The sequence below is a fragment of the Paenibacillus apii genome (assembly GCF_011043685.1).
Lineage (GTDB): Bacteria > Bacillota > Bacilli > Paenibacillales > Paenibacillaceae > Paenibacillus_AQ > Paenibacillus_AQ sabinae.
The window spans coordinates 71,135-88,762 of sequence record NZ_JAAKGU010000010.1 but is presented as its reverse complement, the minus strand read 5'-3'; the positions used below and the strand labels follow the sequence as shown (position 1 = coordinate 88,762).

The following is a 17,628-nucleotide window of genomic DNA, read 5'->3' as shown; positions in this document are numbered from 1 at the left end:
GCAAAGAGGTGATTCCTGCTTTGACAACCAAAATCGGCGTACTCGTCATGTCATACGGCACTCCCGAAAGCCTGGAGGGTGTTGAGTCTTATTACACGCATATCCGGCGCGGCAATCCGCCATCGGCGGAACAGCTGAAAGAGCTGAAGGGCCGCTATGAAGCCATCGCCGGCGGCGTATTTCCGCTGAGGGAACATACGGACCGGCAGACCGGGGCGCTGCAAGAAGCGCTGAACCGGGATAATGAGGATAAAGCGATCGAATATATATGCTTTCAGGGACTGAAGCACGCGCATCCGTTCATTGAGGACGGGGTGCAGCGGCTGGCGGAGAGCGGAATCCACTATGCGGTGGGGATCGTCCTCGCGCCGCATTATTCGGTCATGAGCGTCGGAAGCTACATAAAGCGCGCCAGGGAAAAAGCGGAGAGTCTGGGCATCCAAATGGTGTTTGTGGAAAGCTACCATCTTCATCCGCAGCTGATCACCGCCCTCAGCCGCCGCGTGTCGGCAAAGCTGGATCAGTATGAAGAAGCGGGCGCAAAACGGGAAGACGTGCGGGTGCTCTTCAGCGCCCACAGCCTCCCGGAACGGATTCTTGACATGGGCGATCCTTACCGGGACCAGCTGCTGGAAACCTCGAAGGCTGTTGCCAAGCAGGCTGGCGTTACTTCCTGGCAGTTCACCTGGCAGAGTGCCGGAAGAACGCCGGAGCCCTGGCTCGGGCCGGATATTCTGGACACGCTCCGCGAGCTGAGCAAGGAACAGGTTGAATACGTCCTGTCCGCCCCGATCGGATTTGTGTCCGATCATCTTGAAGTGCTGTACGATCTGGATATCGAAGCCCAGGCCGTGGCGAGCGAGCTGGATATGCGGCTGCTGCGGATCGAATCGCTGAACAGCGACCCTGCTTTTATCGCAGTGCTAAGCGACGTGGTACGCACCCGGGCGGGCGAACTGAAGGCGGGGCATTCATGAACGGAACTTCACGCAAGGTCGTCATTATCGGCGGAGGGCTGAGCGGATTAAGCGCCGCTTTTTACGTCCGCAAATTTTATAAGGAAGCTGGCGTTCAGCCGGAGATCATCATCCTCGAAAAAGAGCGCAGCCTCGGCGGGAAAATCGAGACCCTGCACAAGGACGGCTTCGTTATCGAAAAAGGACCCGATTCCTTTCTGGCCCGCAAGAAGGAAATGAGCGATCTGGCCAGGGAATTGGAGCTCGATCATGAGCTGGTGACAACGAATCCGAACGCCAAAAAAACATATATTTTGCAGCGGGGCAAGCTCCAGCCGATGCCGGCTGGCCTTGTGCTTGGGATCCCGACGGACCTTAAGCCTTTTATCGGCACGAAGCTCCTGTCCTTTCCCGGCAAGCTGCGCGCGCTGATGGATTTGGTCATTCCGCCCCGGCGGTCAGAGGAGGACGAGCCGCTTGGAGAGCTGATTGAGCGCCGTTTCGGCACCGAAGTGCTGGAGAATTTGACGGAACCGCTGCTGGCCGGTATTTATGCGGCGGATATGCGCAAGATCAGCCTGCAGGCAACGTTTCCGCAGTTCGGCGAGATGGAGCGGCAGTACGGCAGCCTGATTCGCGGAATGCTGATGGGAAGACAGCCTAAAGAGACGCATACGGGTGCCAAAAAGAGCATGTTCCTCACTTTCCGCCAGGGACTGCAAAGCCTCGTTCATGCGCTTGTGCATGAGCTGCATGATGTGGAGCAGCGTACGGAAGCGGCCGTGGTGGCCATTCATGACCGTATAGCCGATACCTTCACCGAACCGGCTGGGACCACGGACGGCTCTCCCGAAGCGGCCGATACTCCGCAGCCGCGTTACACGGTCGAGCTGGGAACCGGCGAGCTGCTGCCTGCGGATGATATTTACATCACCGTGCCCAACTTTGCAGCGGCCGAGCTGCTGCGGCCTCATGTCGATGTATCCGCGCTGGACGCTGTGAACTACGTGTCGGTCGCCAACGTGGTTATGGCCTTCTCCGGCGAGGAGATGGACGGCAATTTTGACGGCTCGGGCTTCCTCGTTCCCCGCAAGGAGGGGCGCAATATTACGGCCTGCACCTGGACCTCGGCCAAATGGCTGCATACAAGCCCCGAGGGTAAAGTGCTCCTTCGCTGTTATGTGGGGCGTTCAGGCGATGAGCAGAACGTGGAGCTGCCGGACGCCGCGCTGGAGGAACTGGTGCGCAAGGATCTGCGCGAGGTGATGGGCGTTACGGCCGAGCCGCTGTTCACGGAGATTACGCGCCTGCCGAACTCGATGCCGCAGTATCCGGTCGGACATCCTTCGAATATCGCCGGACTCCGCAGCGATCTGGCGGCACTTCTGCCCGGTGTGTATGTCTTTGGCGCAGGGTATGACGGCATTGGCATGCCGGACTGCATCAAGTTTGCGAAGCTGACGGCGAAGGCGGCGGCCGAAGGCCTGCTCGGGAACTGAACTGATTTTCTATTCTTACTTTGAGCTTGATCAGATGACGGCGAAGCGAGGGTTATGCCCGCGCTTCGCCGTTTATTTGTTACCGCCGAGCAAGATAAATAGATATGATATAATAGAGCGAGTTTAGCAAAAAAAGGAGTTCGAGTCCGACATGTATTCCCCTAGATCCAGCAGAAAAAGGAGCAAAACGACCAGAAAGCAGAAAAGAAACCGGATCTGGACGTGGATCAACCTCAGTCTGCTGGTGCTGATTTCGGTTATGCAATTTTATTTCTTCTACACCGGAGAGAAAGGCGGAAACCTTCCTCCTTCCGGCACGGGGGCGGCTTCCGCTTCGCCGGAGGCATCCCCGGAAGCATCAGCTGAAGCGGGAACCGGTCCCTCCGGGGAGCCCGGAACCGCTAGCGGAGCGCCTTCAGCTCCGTCAGGGGAGCCGCTGCCGTCCGCCACGCCGGCGGCGGACCCGTCTCCGGGCGGGACGACGCTGCCGGCCGAAACCGGCGCGGGCAGCACGCCCTCTGCGGGTGCCGATGCTTCAACTCCGGCGCCTCACGGCAGCCCTGCTGCCGAAGACGGCAAGGCAGCAGGGCTGCCCGGCGGCCAGGACGGAAGCGGCCGCACGGTAACGCTGAATTTTGCCGGAGACGTCATCTTTGCCGGCAAAGTCGGCGAGCTGCTGAAGCAGAAGGGCTACGATTACCCGTATGCCCGCCTAAACGGCCTGTTCCAGAAGGACGATCTGTCGGTCGTCAATCTGGAAACACCCGTCACCGTCCGGGGCGCGGAGGCCGACAAGACCTATGTGTTCAAGTCGGCTCCGGAGACTCTGGACGCGCTGAAGGCGGCGGGTGTGGACGCCGTAAATCTGGCGAACAACCATACGCTGGACATGGGCGAGCAGGGACTCCGGGATACACTGGATAATCTGGAGTCCAGAGGCATTTCGTTCGTCGGAGCGGGTGTGGACGCCGGCCAGGCCTACTCGGCGCAATATTTTACGCGCAAAGGAATCACCATCGCCCTGCTCGGCTTTACGCGGGTCATACCCGAAGCCGGATGGGCTGCCGGAGATGGCAAGCCCGGCGTAGCCTCCGTTTACGACAGCGCCCCGGCGCTAAAGGCGATTGCCGATGCCCGGAAGAAAGCGGATATCGTCGCCGTTGTCGTACACTGGGGAAAGGAACGGATGGATGAACCGAATGAGGTTCAGCAGTCGCTGGGCCGGAGCTTTATCGACGCCGGGGCGGATCTTGTCATCGGAGGTCATCCCCATGTCCTGCAGGGTCTTGAGCCGTACAAAGGAAAATGGATCGCTTACAGCACAGGCAACTTTATTTTTACAAGATCCGCTTTGAAGACAACCTGGGAGACAGCCGTATTTCAGGCCGAATGCAGCGCCAATGGACAATGCGGGATCAAGCTTACGCCTCTAGACGCCGAACTGGGCCAGCCGGTGCCGATGAACGCCGCTGACGGGCAGAAACTGCTGAAGCGGGTCGAATCGTTGTCCGGCGGCAAGGTTAAAATTGACGAAGAGGGCCGGGTGACAGAGACCGGTCGTTAATAATTGTTGGATTTTTCAATACCATAGAAAAAGGAACTTATTCTTTATCGGGGGTCCCCGCTAATTTAGGGCAGGCTTCGAAGCAGGCCTGTTCTTTGCGGGGGCTATTTTTCGGGAGGGCTGCTCTTTGATGAACAACTTGTGCGTCGCCCATCGGGGATTTTCCGGGAAGGCTCCGGAGAATACGCTGGCCGCATTCCGAATGGCGATGGAGCTTCCGTATGTGACCTGGATGGAAATCGACGTTCAGCTGACGAGAGACGGGGTGCCCGTCGTGATCCATGATTACAGTCTGGACCGCACTACCAACGGTCACGGCAAAGTGAAGGATATGGATTGGAGCCAAATGCGTCGGCTGGACGCCGGGGGATGGAAGAGCCGCTCTTTTCGGGGAGAAAGGGTTCCGTCGCTGGAGGAAGTGCTGGAGCTGTCCAAAGAACGGATGCGGCTGAATATCGAGCTGAAAAATGCGGGCAACCTGTACCCCGGCATTGAAAAGACCGTAACGCAGCTGCTGGCCTCCAAAGGGATGAGCAAAGACGTGGTGCTGACCTCTTTTGATACCGGCACGCTGCAAGGGTGCCAGGAGGCTGATCCGGCTGTCCGCCGGGGACTGATCTTCGACTCCAGATGGGGCGATCCGGCGGGGCGTGTGCGGGAGCTGGGATGTTCTTTTTTGTCTATTGCATTCACCCGTCTGACTCCCGGGCTTGCCCGGTTTATGTCGGCCCGCGGAGTGGGGCTCATGGCCTGGACGGTGAACAAAGCGAAAGAGATGCGTCGCCTTGCGGACATGCATTCTGATATAATGATATGTACGAACCGCCCGGATATATGGGGCGATACGTTTTTGGGAGTATGAATAAATATACAAATCGAGTGGAAAGAGAGCTGAATGTCAATGTGCGCTGCTGTAAAGACCTTATACTGTGTGGGACGAAACTACAAACTTCATGCGGAGGAGCTTGGCAACCAGGTTCCGGCGGAGCCGCTTATTTTTTTGAAGCCGTCTCATGCCGCTGTTCCTCTCGACAAAGAAACCATTCAGCTGCCTCAGGGTTCTGGACAGGTGCATTATGAAGGGGAGCTCGTGCTGCGCATCGCGCGCGACTATGTTCCGGGCATAAGCGTGGAAGAGCTCGTGGATGAAATGGCTTTGGGCCTGGATTTCACGCTCCGGGACATTCATAACGATTTGCAAAAAAGAGGACTTCCCTGGACGCCCGCCAAGGGCTTCCGGAATGCCGCGCCTCTGGCCCCTTTCATCGCTTTCCCTTCGAGGGAAGAGCTGGAGAATACTGATTTCACGGTCCGCAAGAACGGGGAAGAAGTGCAGCGGGGCAATGTAAAAAATATGATTTTTTCGCTGCAGACCATTGTGGATTTCATCGGCACCCGCTACGGGCTGGGCAAAGACGATGTGATCTTCACCGGCACGCCTGCAGGCGTCGGTCCTACCCTTCCGGGCGATTCGTTCGAGCTGTATTGGGGCGACCGGCTGATGGGCAGCTGCCTGATCGGATAACGGAATTTGGAACATAGTACTGGAGCTGATGCCATGCAGTGGGTAATCGGCGTCTTGGGCGCCTTGTTCGTTGCCGGAGCGGCTTATCGCAAGGGATCGCTTAGCCTCTCCGGCATGCTTGCCGCCGTGGTTATGGGCGCCATATATTTCGGTGCGGGCAACGCCTTTTGGTTCGGGATCCTGCTGCTGTTCTTCATCTCCTCCAGCCTGCTGTCGAAACTGAAGGCCGAGCACAAGGAAGAGCTGGAACGGTCGTATGCGAAGACGGGCAGGCGGGATGCAGGCCAGGTATTCGCCAATGGCGGTCTTGGCATGCTGCTTGTTCTGCTTAGCGCTGTATATCCCCGGTCCGAGTGGGAGCTGCTCTTCGTCGGAGTAATGGCGGCGGTGACCGCGGATACGTGGGCGACCGAAATCGGTACCCTGAGCGGCAAGCCTCCTCGCTCGGTATTGACCGGCAGGAAGCTTCCGACCGGCGCCTCCGGCGGCGTTTCGCTCCCCGGGACACTTGCGGCTGCGGCAGGCGCCGCCATGATTGGGGCGGCTTCGTGGCTCCTCCAGCAGCTGGCGGGAATGCAAGGGCCGTCGTTCACGGCTCTGGCAGCAGCAGGACTCGTTGGAGGGCTCGCTGGCGCTTTTGCCGATTCGCTGCTCGGCGCAACGGTTCAGCAGATGAACCGCTGCGACGTATGCGGGCGCGAGGTGGAAAGCGGGGTCCACTGCGGCCGCCCGGCGGTGCATCACAGAGGCTGGCGGTGGATGGGCAACGATGCCGTCAACGCGGTCAGTTCAATCGCCGGAGGGGCCGTGGCGCTCTTGGTCGGCGTTCTGATTTGACTTTTAAGTTCGAAATATAAAGGGAAGGCGAACAACAACTATGAATATTATGACCGTAGAGCACCTTGTCAAAAGCTACGGAGAAAAAGTGCTGTTCCAGGACGCGTCCTTCGGAATGGAAGACCGCGACAAAATCGGTGTCATCGGCGTGAACGGGACGGGCAAGTCGACGCTTCTGCGGATTATCGCCGGGCTTGAAAGTCCAGACGAGGGGCAAATTGCCATCGGCAATGATGTCCGCGTGCAGTATCTGGCGCAGAACCCGCCCTATGAACCGAATTACACCGTGCTCCAGCAGGTATTCGCCGGGAACAATCCGGAGCTGGCTGTCATGCGTCGGTATATGGAGACGGCGGCAAGGCTTGAAGCCCAGCCGGGAAATGCGGAGCTTGAGCAAGAGCTGATCCGTCTTGGCCAGGAAATCGACGCAGCGGGAGTCTGGCATCTGGAGAGCGAAGCCAAAAGCGTGCTCTCCAAGCTGGGCATCCAGCAGTTCGACGCGCGCATGGAGACGCTCTCGGGCGGACAGCGCAAGCGGGTCGCGCTGGCGGCGGCCCTGATTACTCCCTCGGAGCTGCTCATCCTGGACGAGCCCACCAACCATATTGACACCTCCTCGGTTGCTTGGCTGGAGCAGTATTTGCAGAAGCGGCGCGGCGCGCTGCTGATGATTACGCATGACCGCTATTTTCTGGAGCGGGTAGCAGGCGTAATGCTGGAGCTTGATCAGGGAAGACTGTTCCGCTACGAAGCGAACTATTCCCGCTTCCTCGAGCTGAAGGCCGAACGCGAAGAGCGGGAAGCCGCTTCCGAGCAGAAACGGCAGAACCTGCTGCGTAATGAGCTGGCCTGGATTAGACGCGGCGCCAAGGCGCGGTCTACGAAGCAGAAGGCGAGAATCGACCGGTTCGAGAAGCTGAAGGATGAGCAGGCCGTATCCTCCGGCAGCAAGCTGGAGATTTCCGCCGCCTCGACAAGACTGGGGCGCAAAATCCTCGAAATTGAGGATTTAACGATGTCCCGGAACGGACGGACGCTCATCAATAAATTGAGCTATATCGCTGTCCCTCAGGACCGCGTCGGAATCGTCGGCCCGAACGGCAGCGGCAAATCGACGCTGCTGAACCTGATCGCCGGCAAGCTTCAGCCAGGCAGCGGCGAGGTGGTGCTGGGTCCGACTGTGAAGCTCGGGTACTTCACCCAGGAGCATCAGGACATGGACGATTCGCTGCGGGTAATTGAGTATATCAAGGAGGAGGCGGAGGTCGTACGGACGGCCGACGGCTCCACCGTTACGGCAGCCCAAATGCTGGAGCGGTTCCTCTTTCCGCCGGCGATGCAGTGGACCCCGATCTCGAAGCTGTCCGGCGGAGAGAAGAGAAGATTGTATCTTCTACGCGTCCTGATGAGTGCTCCCAACGTACTGCTGCTGGACGAGCCGACGAACGATCTGGATATCGGCACGCTCGCCATCCTCGAAGATTACCTGGACGAATTTCCGGGAGTCGTGCTGACCGTTTCCCATGACCGGTACTTCCTGGACCGGACGGTGGACAAGATCATCGCGTTCGAGGACGGCAATATCCGTGTTCATGTCGGCGATTACAGCGAATATGAGGAGTGGCTGGCGAAGAATGCGCCGGTTCGGAGTTCCGTGGCCGACGGTAAAGAGAATACGGCGGTCAAGCGGAGCGAAGGAGGCCAATCTTCTCAAGGGAACAGCACTCAGGCGCCGGCCCGGGAAAAGCTGAAATTTTCGTTCAAGGAACAACGGGAGTATGAGGAGATCGACGGTCTTGTCGAGCGGGCTGAGCAGCGGTTAAGCACCATTGCGGCGCAGATGGAAGCGGCTTACGCCGATTCCGCGAAGCTTCAGGAATTGCTGGAGGAGCAGCGCGGGGCCGAGGCCGAACTGGAGCGGCTAATGGAGCGCTGGACGTACCTGAACGAACTGGCGGAGAAAATCGCGAACAAATCGTAACAGGTCTGTCGGCGGATTGAAGATAAGATAATTTAAAGACGGGGTGAGTACATTGACAAAGTATGATTTTGACCGTGTCCTGGACCGGAGAAATACCCATTCCTACAAATGGGACCAGGCAGAGAAACTGTTCGGAAACAAGGATATTTTACCGCTGTGGGTGGCGGATATGGACTTCGAGAGTCCTCCGGCCGTCAAAGAAACGCTGGTTCGCCGCGCCGAGCACGGCATCTACGGATACTGCGTCCCCAGCGGCTCGTACATAGAGTCCATCACCGGATGGTTCCGGCGCCGCCACGACTGGGAAATATCGAAGGAATGGATCGCCCAGTCTCCAGGCATTGTAACTACACTCAGCCTTGCGGTCGAGCTGTTCAGCGAGCCGGGGGCCGAGGTGATTTTGCAGTCGCCGGTCTATTATCCTTTCTATGATGTCATCAAAATGAACGACCGCAAAGTAGCCGACAATCCGCTGATCCTGCGGAACGGACGCTATGAGATGGACTACGAGCAGCTGGAAGGGCTGATGAAGGGCGGCGCGAAGCTGCTGCTGCTGTGCAGCCCGCATAATCCTGGAGGACGGGTGTGGGAGCGCGAGGAGCTGCTTCGGCTCGGCGAGCTCTGCCTGCAGTATGGCGTCATCGTCGTTTCCGACGAAATTCACTGCGATCTGGCGCTGCCCGGGTATAAGCATATTCCGTTCGCTTCGCTGTCCAAGGAGCTGTCAGACATTACACTGATGGCGCTGGCTCCAACCAAAACCTTTAATTTGCCAGGCATTCATTCCTCCTTTATCGTAGCGTCGAACCCGGAAATCAAGCGGAAATTCGAGACGCGGATCAAAGCGCTCAGTCTGCACATGGCCAGCTTTTTCGCCCAGGATGCGGTTGAAGCGGCTTATAACGAAGGGGCCGAATGGCTCGACGAGCTGATCACATATATTGACGGCAACATCGGCTACACCATTTCTTATCTTGCCGAGCATCTGCCGCAAGTCAAGCCTATGAAGCCCGAGGCGACCTATCTGCTGTGGATCGACTGCCGCGCACTGGGCCTAAACGGAGCGGGATTGAAAAAGCTGATGTATCAGGAGGCTGGCGTTGCCTTCAACGAAGGATCGGTGTTCGGAAGTGAAGGGGAAGGTTACCTGCGGATCAATATGGCCTGCCCGAGATCGATTCTGCAAAAGGCGCTGGAGCGTTTCTGCGCTGCGGCTGCGGCTTATCCAGCCCAATAAATTAAGAACCGCTTAACAAAAAAGAACAAGCCTTGTCGGATGAATGAAGTCCGGGTGGATCAAACGCAGCAAGCCGGCACCGGGAAACCCCGGACGCCGGCTTGCTTTCATTTCGCTTTAATTCAGTTCGCTCCCACATAAGCCGCAAGCAGCTTGGCCGTGTTGAATACGGCCTGTTTGTGCGTGCGCTCCATGGAATGGGAAGCGTGAACGCCGGGGCCGATCAGCGCGGCCCGGATATTCGCGCCGCCATGAAGCGCAGCGGAGGCGTCCGAGCCGTAATGCGGATATACATCGACCGCATAGGGGATGCCGAGGCCCTGTGCCAGCTCGATGAGCCTTCCAGTCATCGTGTAGTCGTACGGGCCGGTGGAATCCTTGGCGCAGATGGAGACATCAGTCTCCTTGCAGCTCAAATCGTCGCCCAGTACGCCCATATCGACGGCGATCAATTCGCTGATTTCGCTGGGAATCCAGGAAGCGCCGTGCCCGACCTCTTCATAATTGGAAATCAGCAGAGACAGATTATATAGCGGCTTCCAGCCTTCGCGCTTAATGCTTTCCAACAGCCCGAGCAGGGCGGCGACGCTCGCTTTATCATCCAGATGGCGGGACTTGATATACCCGCTTGGCGTGAACACGGGACGGGCGTCAAAGGAGATGAAATCCCCGGGCGCGATGCCCAGCTTCAGCACATCGTCCTTGCTTGAGACGACTTCGTCGATGCGGACCTCCATATTTTCCTCCACACGTTTGATATCACGGGCATCGGCGGGGTAGGCATGGGCAGATGGACGCGTCGACAGAATCGTTCCGGTATAGGTCCTGCCGCTCCGCGTGTGAATGACGCAGTATTCATTCTCGATGCTGTACATCGTGAAGCCGCCGACGGAGGTCAGCCGCAGGGTGCCGTCCGGGCGGATGGAGCGTACCATCGCTCCGAGCGTATCGACATGGGCGCTCAGTCCAACGGTGCGGGAAGGGTCGAGGCCGTCCACACTCAGGATCAGACCGCCTTTTTCGTTCCAGGACAGGTTCACGTCCAGCGCGGCAGCCTCCTCGGCAACCAGCTTCATAACGGCATGGGTGAAGCCGCTTGGGCTTGGCGTTTCCAGCAGCTTTTTAAGAATACCCAGGATATAATCTTCATTGGGCTGAATCGTAAAAATGGACAAAGGAAGCCCTCCTGTCTAATTAAACGTGCTTGTTCCTTCGGGATAAACGGATTCGGGTACCGCACTCACCGTGCTTGCCGCCTCAAGTGTGGCAATTTTCTCCTGCGCTTGCGTGAGCTCAGCTGTCAGGGATTTGATCTTTCTTTGCTGTTTGTACTGGCGGAAAATGCCGTATAAGCCCACGATTAGCCCTCCGATCAGCGCACAGCTGAGTATGACCAGGATCAGGGGGAGAGATACGATGCTGAAACCGAAGTTCACCTGCACCGGATCGACGTTGATGACTGCAAACAGGGCAATCAGCAGCGCAAAAATCAGTCCGAAAATTATTGACCATTGCATTCTCATTAGTAAATACCTCCTCAAGCATTTGCGAATCCTTTAGGTTTAGGGCCGCTTTACATTATAAAATCCCTTACCCCAAAAAGGGGCAAGGGACGACATGGACTTGCAACTTGTAAGCCGCAGGGATGCCGCTTTACTTCGTCAACTCTTCCATTTGCTCGATCACATTCTCGAAGACGCTCATCGCTTCGCGGATCGGCTGCGGCGAAGACATGTCGACACCCGCTTTTTTCAGAATATTGATCGAATAGTCGCTGCCGCCGCTCTTCAGGAAGCCGAGATAACGGTCGACCGCCGGCTTGCCTTCCTCCAGAATCTGCTTGGAGAAGCTGGTGGCCGCCGAGAAGCCCGTCGCGTACTTATAGACATAGAAGCTGTTATAGAAATGCGGAATCCGCGCCCATTCCATCTCAATGTCCTTATCCACGACCATGTCCTTGCCGTAATATTTGAGGTTCAGATCGTAGTAGATCGCCGACAGATCCTGCGGAGTGAGCGATTCGCCCTTCTCGGCGCGTTCGTGAACGATTTTTTCGAACTCGGCGAACATCGTCTGACGGAACACCGTTGTGCGGAATTGATCCGCGTAGTAGGTGAGCAGATACATCTTTTCCTTCTTGTCGGTCGACTTTTCCAGCAAATAATGCATGAGCAGCGCTTCGTTCGTTGTGGAAGCCACCTCTGCAAGGAAGATCGTATATTGGGCGTCACGGTACTTGAGCGCGTTATCCGAATAGTACGAGTGGAGGGCGTGGCCCATTTCATGCGCCAGCGTGAACATGCTGTTCAGGTTGTCGTTGTGGTTCAGCAGCACGTACGGATGCGTGCCGTAGGCTCCCCAGCTGTATGCTCCGGTGCGCTTGTTCTCATTCTCGTAGACGTCGATCCAGCCGTTGTCGTATCCATCCTGGAGCGCCTTCAAGTAATTCTCGCCCAGCGGTTTCAGGCCTTCTTTTGTAATTTTCTTGGCTTCTTCAAAAGGAATGTCCAGCTTGTATTCGTCCACCAGCGGCGCGAACAGATCGTACATATGGAGCTCATCCACGCCAAGCAGCTTCTGGCGCAGCTTCATATAACGGTGCATCAGCGGCAGGCTCTCATGGATCGTGTCGATGAGGTTCGTATAGACTTCTTCGGAAATGTTGTCGCCGAACAGAGACATCTCCAGCACGGAAGGATATTTGCGCACCCGCGAGTAAAAGACATTCTTGTTCACATTCGCGCCGAGCGTTGCGGCGATCGTGTTCTTCTGCTTGGCATACGTGCTATATACCGCCGTAAAGGCGCTCTTGCGGACTTCCCGGTTCGGGCTCTCAAGGAACTTTATGTAGCTGCCGTGGGTCAGTTCGACTTCCTTGCCGGACTCGTCCTTGATTTTCGGGAATTTGAGGTCGGCGTTGTTCAGCATGCCAAAAATATTTTGCGGCGCCTGGGACAGCGTGCCGACCTGCGCCAGCAGCGCTTCTTCCGCTTTGGACAGCACATGGGCCTTTTGGCGCTTCATTTCGGTCAGCGTAAAGGTATAATCCGCCAGCGCCGGATCGGCGATAAACTCGTCGAGCTTCTCCACCGGCAGCGCCAGAATTTCCGGCGTCACATAGGAGAGGGCTTCCCCGGCGTCCACACTGAGCTTCTTCGCTTTCTGGGACAGCGCCTGATAGACCGGATTGGCGGTGTCTTCATCCTGGCGCATATGGGCGTATACATACAGACGCTCGGTCTTGAGCGATAATTCGTCGTCCAGTTCAAAGCATTCCTTGAGCGCGGCAGCGGTGCTGAGTTTGCCTTGGAATTTGGAGGCTTCCTCAATCAGCTGCTTCGCTTGATCATAAGTCTTGTCCCACTCCTGCTGCGAAGCGAACATATCTTCAAGCTTCCAGCGGTGCTCTTCGGGCACTTCGTTTCTCTTCAATAATTGTTCCATGGGAATCCTCCTTAAAAGATGGGATGATGATTGCGCGGGCTGCCGCCCGGCCGCTGCGGAGGAGAAGCTCCCCTGCAGCAGGCCGAACACAAGCAGCAATAACAGGGATCGGGCGGCGAATGGCATGGCGGCGGCCTCCTCTAGACTAAAGGTCCGCCTATTATTCCCCGGAACCCCGCAATTATGAATCTATTCCTGCGCTGTTTGTCTCTTAGCGGACTCTCCGGAGCATCACGTCAGCAAATCGACGATGACGAACACAAACGCCAGCGCAATCATAATAACCGTGATAAGCGCCATGCTCCTTCTCAATTTGGGGGCGAGGCGATCCTTGCTCATAATCAGCACGGCTCCCAGGCACAGGACAGCGACAACATAAATCGCAAGACTTTCGTTGTTCACGTCTATACCTGCTTGAACGCTTCAATGATGCGGCTGTACTCTTCCGGGTTATCTTTAAAGGAATCCTTGTTGAACCGGTTATTTACCCATTGCATCATGGCGGGACGGCTGAGGAATGTATGCGTTTCTTCACCCCATTGGTCCGAAATTTCCCGTAGAATGATGTAGCGGCCCTGAACCTCCACTGTCATCATATTCCATTTGTCTGTTTTATAAATTTCGTGTTTTTTGATCATAGTAGTCCCACCCTGGCGATAATTGGCTTTTGGTAAATGATAACGCACCGGAGAAGGGAAAAGCAAATCATTCGTGGCGAATCATAAAGATGCATTGCTTTGACCGGAAGATTAAAGTATAATGTAGATATTCGCCATATATGGCGGTATTTTTAGGAGGTTGTTCACTTGAAAGGTACAGTAAAATGGTTTAACGCAGAAAAAGGTTACGGTTTTATCCAAGTTGATGGCGGCGAAGACGTATTCGTTCATTTCTCCGCAATCCAAGGAGATGGCTTCAAGACATTGGAAGAAGGTCAATCCGTTGAATTCGAAATCACTGAAGGCAACCGCGGCCCTCAAGCAGCTAACGTAATTAAACTGTAAGACAAGGCGGAAGGGATAACCCTTCGCTCTGAATATACTTGATATGGTAAGCTTTTAACAAGGCGTTATCCAACCATGTATAACTCAAGGCACAGTTCCCGAGAGGGGACTGTGTTTTTTACTGTTTTTCCAGATATATTATGGTAAAAAAACCAAAGCCCCGCAGCACTCTTTAAGGAGACGGCGGGGCTCTTTTGTGTTTCGCGGATACTGGAATTTACTCGACAAAGGTCAGGATCTCATCGATCTCTTTGCGCGCAATCGTTTTGGGCTGAGCGGCGGGATGTCCAAGCGCAACAGCCATGTTAATCTGCTGGTCATGGGGAATGTTCAGGTATTCCCTGAGATCCTGTTCCGCCAGCAGCACGGGACCGGTCATCGGGCAAGTGGCCAGCCCTTTGGCGTGAGCGGCGAGCATCAGATTTTGAACCGACAGGCAGCTGCTCTTGATTCCTTCCTCGGCCCAGATTTCCGGACTCCCGAACTGAACCGGGTCAAAGATACGTTCCCGGAATTTGGACGTGTAGGGGGTGGCCAGGCAAATAATCATTGCCGGGGCGTTCCCGAATGCGGTCGCGTAGGGGCCGAACGACTTCACCATCAGCTTTGCTTCCCGAGCAAGTCCCCGGGTCTCCGCCGCAGCCGCGATTTCATTCAGCCGTTTCCAGGTGAAGGCTTCAATTGCTTTAATCTTGTCGCGGTTCATCACGGCGATAAATTCCCAGGTCTGCGAATTGGTGTCGCTGGGAGCAAAGCGGGCGCAATCGATAATATCCCTAACGTCTTCCGGTAGCACGTCCTCATCGCTGAAATCCCGGATACTGCGGCGGGACTGGGCCAGCTGCTTGAAATCGTCAAAAGTCATTTGCATAAATGCCCCTTCCAATATTGTTACCAGGTACTAACACCTGCTGCTTAGTCTATTATAGCGTAACTTCTTCCAGGTGAGAAGCTTCGGCAGAGGTTTGGGCAGCAGGCACTTTCGGGCGTTTCGCCCGGCTGAGCCGTTTCCATGGAGTAAGCGAGAATTCGCCATCCGACTCGAGCCAGTATTTTGCGAAGAACCCGGCACAGGCAACAATAGAGAGCAGCATCGCGACCCGGTAGAACGGCGCAAGTCCCGCTTCCTGAAATATCATCCCCCCGAACGTTCCGCTGAGCAGTCCCGATACGCTGGACCAGATGATGGTAAAAATCGCCATTCCCGTCGCACGCAGATGATCTGGAATAATGCGCGTAATATAGCGGACGGCCGTTACATAAAAGACCCCGAACGTGATGCTGTGCATGAGCTGAATGGCGATCATACCGCCCGGATGATGAACGGAGGCCATGAGCAGAAACCGGATGGCGTACATCAGGCTGGCCAAAGCGAGCAGAGGCAGCTCCTTGAATCGGTCGCCATATTTTCCGAGCAGGAACAGTACCGGAATTTCGCTTAGGGCGGAGACCAGCAATGCCCAGCCGATCAGTTCGGCCCCGGCTCCAAGCTGCTTCATACTCACCGTCAGGAAAGCCTCGTTCATCCGGTGCCCCAGGGCAAGCACGAAAACGCAGCCGAAGAACCAGAGAACTTCCTTTTTAAAAAGAATCTGTCTTATGCCTTCCGATTTGCTCCCTGTCTGCGGCGTGACTTCCATTTCGGAGTTATTTATTGTGCTGCTGCGTTTCTCCGGTTTCGTATCCTGAAGCATCCATGCTGTAAACAGAGATATCAAAATGATAATGATGCAGAGATATACACTCCATGATGTGCCAAGCGCTCTAAGCAGATATCCGATCGTCAAAGCAAAAAAAGCATATCCTATCGATCCGAACAGGCGTATCGAGATAAAGTTCCGGCCAAGTCTTTCCGCGATTTTGATTGCCATGGTATCCGACAGCGGAAAAACAGGGTAATAGAAGAAGTAAAAGAAGGAGAGAATAACCATAACCGAAGAAAATTCGGTTGCCTGGGACAAAAGCACCGCCGCCCCGAGCTGGCCGCCTAGAAGAATGACCATAATTTTACGAATGGTGCCAAGCCGGTCGCTGATCATGCTCCAGAACAGGTTGGAGAGAATTGAAATCAGCGGGCCAAGAGAATATAAATAGCCGACCTGAGCGCTGCTGAAACCCAAATGGCTGTAAAAGAGCGGGAAATAGGATATGGCGAGTACGCTGGTTCCGTAAATGGTGAACATGAACGAACGCAGCCAGTTTTGGCCAGTGAAGCTTCCGTCTCTTCGCTTCATAGCTGCACCCCTCTCGAAATTTGCCAAAGGGACGGTTGCAAGCATAAGCTGACGGTTAAATTCATGAAAGCACTCCTCTAAAGATGAAATACGGTTAGTATATCATATAGTAATGATTATTTGTGTACTTATTTGAGATACTCGTGAAAATTTATGAAAATTTGCAAGTGATTTTCTTGTTTGTACAAACGTTTGGATCATATTATAATGAGTATGATTTGGATAAGGAGACAACAATGTGGAGGCACCGTCATTGAGTGAATTTGAGCAAGGCCGTTCCCTGAGTCCACGCGGCCCGATTGGATTAATGAGCAGGGTCTACAAGTACGTGCTCCCTGAGGTACGGAACTGCCTTAATGTCTGGCGTAAGGATGCGGAAGGGATTCCCGATCCCGAGCTTCGGAAGCAAGCGCTCGCAAGCATCGAAACGAAGCAGTTTCATTGCGAAGGCGGAGGCGTATATGCAGCGGGCAATTTGCCGATGAGGCATATTCTTATCCCGCTGATTGTCGCCTATCAGACGATAAGCGATTATTTGGACAATCTGTGCGACCGCAGCACTTCCATGAATGCCGAAGACTTCAGGCTGCTGCACCAATCAATGCTGGATGCGATTACACCGGGAGCTGAACCGGTTAATTATTACGCGCTCCGCAGCGAACAAGATGACGGCGGATATCTGTACCGGCTAGTGCGCACTTGCCAGGAAATGATCTCAAAGCTTCCTGGATACGCGTCCGCAGCTTCGGAGATTTCCGAACTGGCAAGATTGTACAGTGATCTTCAGGTCTATAAGCATATCCGTCCCGATTTGAGGGAAGCTGCGCTTAAGGAATGGTGGGAGGAGAATCGAAGCAGGGCGCCGCGGTTACATTGGAATGAATTTGCGGCGGCAACGGGTTCGACGCTGGGGATTTTCATGCTGTTCTTGGCTTCCTGCGACTCCAGGCTTAGCAAGCCGGACGCTTCATTGATTCGAGCCGGATATTTCCCGCATTTATGCTGCCTGCATATTATGCTGGATTATCTGATCGATCAGGATGAAGACCGCGCCGGCGGCGATCTCAATTTCTGCAATTACTACGACAATACGGATACCATGCTGAATCGGATTGCTTCAATCGTGGAGTGGGCACGAAATGATGTTCGGAACATACCTGAGACTCCCTTGCACCGCATGGTCATCGAGGGGCTGCTGGCATTGTATTTATCCGATCCGAAAGTCAGCGAACAGCGGGAGGTTCGCTCTGTCTCCAGAAGGCTGATGAAGAGAAGTCCTCTTACCAGACTGTTTTTCTTTGTCAACAGCCGGTGGATACGCAAGCATTTGTATTAGCATTCTAAGGA

17 protein-coding genes are annotated in these 17,628 nt (G+C 55.3%); 10 read left to right on the top strand and 7 right to left on the bottom strand.

Features of this window, described 5'->3' with window-relative positions:
- Window positions 1–20 precede the first annotated feature (20 nt).
- The 8 genes from hemH (at window position 21) to G5B47_RS19235 (ending at window position 9,599) form a co-directional block, all read left to right on the top strand.
- Window positions 21–977: a ferrochelatase gene (gene hemH, locus G5B47_RS19270; RefSeq protein ID WP_165101526.1), complete on the top strand. Its 957-nt coding sequence runs from the start codon at window positions 21–23 to the stop codon at window positions 975–977.
- Window positions 974–2,455 carry a protoporphyrinogen oxidase gene (gene hemG, locus G5B47_RS19265; protein WP_165101524.1) on the top strand — a complete coding sequence of 494 codons (1,482 nt, stop codon included), beginning with the start codon at window positions 974–976 and terminating at the stop codon, window positions 2,453–2,455. The genes hemH and hemG overlap by 4 nt, the downstream gene beginning before the upstream one ends.
- Before the next feature lie 151 nt (window positions 2,456–2,606).
- Entirely contained in the window at window positions 2,607–4,019 is a 1,413-nt protein-coding gene (locus tag G5B47_RS19260; protein WP_165101521.1) for a CapA family protein, read from the top strand.
- A 130-nt stretch (window positions 4,020–4,149) separates the two neighbouring features.
- The gene (locus G5B47_RS19255) at window positions 4,150–4,881 is read left to right on the top strand and encodes a glycerophosphodiester phosphodiesterase (RefSeq protein WP_165101773.1); all 732 of its coding nucleotides are present in this window, start codon (window positions 4,150–4,152) and stop codon (window positions 4,879–4,881) included.
- A 39-nt stretch (window positions 4,882–4,920) separates the two neighbouring features.
- A complete protein-coding gene (locus G5B47_RS19250) occupies window positions 4,921–5,544 on the top strand; it encodes a fumarylacetoacetate hydrolase family protein (RefSeq protein WP_165101518.1) in 624 nt (207 codons plus the stop codon).
- 33 nt (window positions 5,545–5,577) lie between these two features.
- Window positions 5,578–6,381 carry a DUF92 domain-containing protein gene (locus G5B47_RS19245; protein WP_165101515.1) on the top strand — a complete coding sequence of 268 codons (804 nt, stop codon included), beginning with the start codon at window positions 5,578–5,580 and terminating at the stop codon, window positions 6,379–6,381.
- 40 nt (window positions 6,382–6,421) lie between these two features.
- The gene (locus tag G5B47_RS19240; protein WP_165101512.1) at window positions 6,422–8,362 is read left to right on the top strand and encodes an ABC-F family ATP-binding cassette domain-containing protein; all 1,941 of its coding nucleotides are present in this window, start codon (window positions 6,422–6,424) and stop codon (window positions 8,360–8,362) included.
- Window positions 8,363–8,414: 52 nt separating this feature from the next.
- On the top strand, window positions 8,415–9,599 hold the full coding sequence (locus G5B47_RS19235) for a MalY/PatB family protein (RefSeq protein WP_165101509.1): 1,185 nt from the start codon (window positions 8,415–8,417) through the stop codon (window positions 9,597–9,599).
- Window positions 9,600–9,721: 122 nt separating this feature from the next.
- On the opposite strand, the gene G5B47_RS19230 is transcribed toward G5B47_RS19235, so the two are convergent.
- The 5 genes from G5B47_RS19230 to G5B47_RS19210 all read right to left on the bottom strand — a co-directional run bounded on the left by G5B47_RS19230 (window position 9,722) and on the right by G5B47_RS19210 (window position 13,681).
- Window positions 9,722–10,768 carry a M42 family metallopeptidase gene (locus G5B47_RS19230; protein ID WP_165101770.1) on the bottom strand — a complete coding sequence of 349 codons (1,047 nt, stop codon included), beginning with the start codon at window positions 10,766–10,768 and terminating at the stop codon, window positions 9,722–9,724.
- 21 nt (window positions 10,769–10,789) lie between these two features.
- A complete protein-coding gene (locus G5B47_RS19225) occupies window positions 10,790–11,122 on the bottom strand; it encodes a LapA family protein (protein ID WP_025334407.1) in 333 nt (110 codons plus the stop codon).
- Window positions 11,123–11,252: 130 nt separating this feature from the next.
- On the bottom strand, window positions 11,253–13,043 hold the full coding sequence (gene pepF / locus G5B47_RS19220; protein WP_165101506.1) for an oligoendopeptidase F: 1,791 nt from the start codon (window positions 13,041–13,043) through the stop codon (window positions 11,253–11,255).
- Between the two features lie 231 nt (window positions 13,044–13,274).
- Window positions 13,275–13,445 (bottom strand): hypothetical protein, encoded by a 171-nt coding sequence (locus G5B47_RS19215; protein ID WP_038595739.1) that lies wholly within the window; start codon window positions 13,443–13,445, stop codon window positions 13,275–13,277.
- Window positions 13,446–13,447: 2 nt separating this feature from the next.
- Entirely contained in the window at window positions 13,448–13,681 is a 234-nt protein-coding gene (locus tag G5B47_RS19210; protein WP_025334409.1) for a hypothetical protein, read from the bottom strand.
- Window positions 13,682–13,849: 168 nt separating this feature from the next.
- Between G5B47_RS19210 and G5B47_RS19205 the strand changes: the two genes are divergently transcribed.
- Window positions 13,850–14,047, top strand: a complete 198-nt coding sequence (locus G5B47_RS19205) for a cold shock domain-containing protein (protein ID WP_025334410.1) — start codon at window positions 13,850–13,852, stop codon at window positions 14,045–14,047.
- 217 nt (window positions 14,048–14,264) lie between these two features.
- On the opposite strand, the gene G5B47_RS19200 is transcribed toward G5B47_RS19205, so the two are convergent.
- Entirely contained in the window at window positions 14,265–14,912 is a 648-nt protein-coding gene (locus G5B47_RS19200; RefSeq protein WP_165101503.1) for a nitroreductase family protein, read from the bottom strand.
- 58 nt (window positions 14,913–14,970) lie between these two features.
- Window positions 14,971–16,281, bottom strand: coding sequence for an MFS transporter (locus G5B47_RS19195; RefSeq protein WP_235949876.1), 1,311 nt, complete (start codon window positions 16,279–16,281; stop codon window positions 14,971–14,973).
- Window positions 16,282–16,534: 253 nt separating this feature from the next.
- Here G5B47_RS19195 and G5B47_RS19190 point away from each other — a divergent pair, with 253 nt between their 5' ends.
- Window positions 16,535–17,617, top strand: a complete 1,083-nt coding sequence (locus G5B47_RS19190; RefSeq protein ID WP_206107443.1) for a tetraprenyl-beta-curcumene synthase family protein — start codon at window positions 16,535–16,537, stop codon at window positions 17,615–17,617.
- Window positions 17,618–17,628 lie beyond the last annotated feature (11 nt).

Excerpts from the sequence above, each read along its gene's own strand:
- hemG (WP_165101524.1), top strand. The coding sequence starts at position 974 with ATGAACGGAACTTCACGCAAGGTCGTCATTATCGGCGGAGGGCTGAGC.
- G5B47_RS19260 (WP_165101521.1), top strand. The coding sequence starts at position 2,607 with ATGTATTCCCCTAGATCCAGCAGAAAAAGGAGCAAAACGACCAGAAAG.
- G5B47_RS19255 (WP_165101773.1), top strand. The coding sequence starts at position 4,150 with ATGAACAACTTGTGCGTCGCCCATCGGGGATTTTCCGGGAAGGCTCCG.
- G5B47_RS19250 (WP_165101518.1), top strand. The coding sequence starts at position 4,921 with ATGTGCGCTGCTGTAAAGACCTTATACTGTGTGGGACGAAACTACAAA.
- G5B47_RS19245 (WP_165101515.1), top strand. The coding sequence starts at position 5,578 with ATGCAGTGGGTAATCGGCGTCTTGGGCGCCTTGTTCGTTGCCGGAGCG.
- G5B47_RS19240 (WP_165101512.1), top strand. The coding sequence starts at position 6,422 with ATGAATATTATGACCGTAGAGCACCTTGTCAAAAGCTACGGAGAAAAA.
- G5B47_RS19225 (WP_025334407.1), bottom strand. The coding sequence starts at position 11,122 with ATGAGAATGCAATGGTCAATAATTTTCGGACTGATTTTTGCGCTGCTG.
- pepF (WP_165101506.1), bottom strand. The coding sequence starts at position 13,043 with ATGGAACAATTATTGAAGAGAAACGAAGTGCCCGAAGAGCACCGCTGG.
- G5B47_RS19210 (WP_025334409.1), bottom strand. The coding sequence starts at position 13,681 with ATGATCAAAAAACACGAAATTTATAAAACAGACAAATGGAATATGATG.
- G5B47_RS19200 (WP_165101503.1), bottom strand. The coding sequence starts at position 14,912 with ATGACTTTTGACGATTTCAAGCAGCTGGCCCAGTCCCGCCGCAGTATC.
- G5B47_RS19195 (WP_235949876.1), bottom strand. The coding sequence starts at position 16,281 with ATGAAGCGAAGAGACGGAAGCTTCACTGGCCAAAACTGGCTGCGTTCG.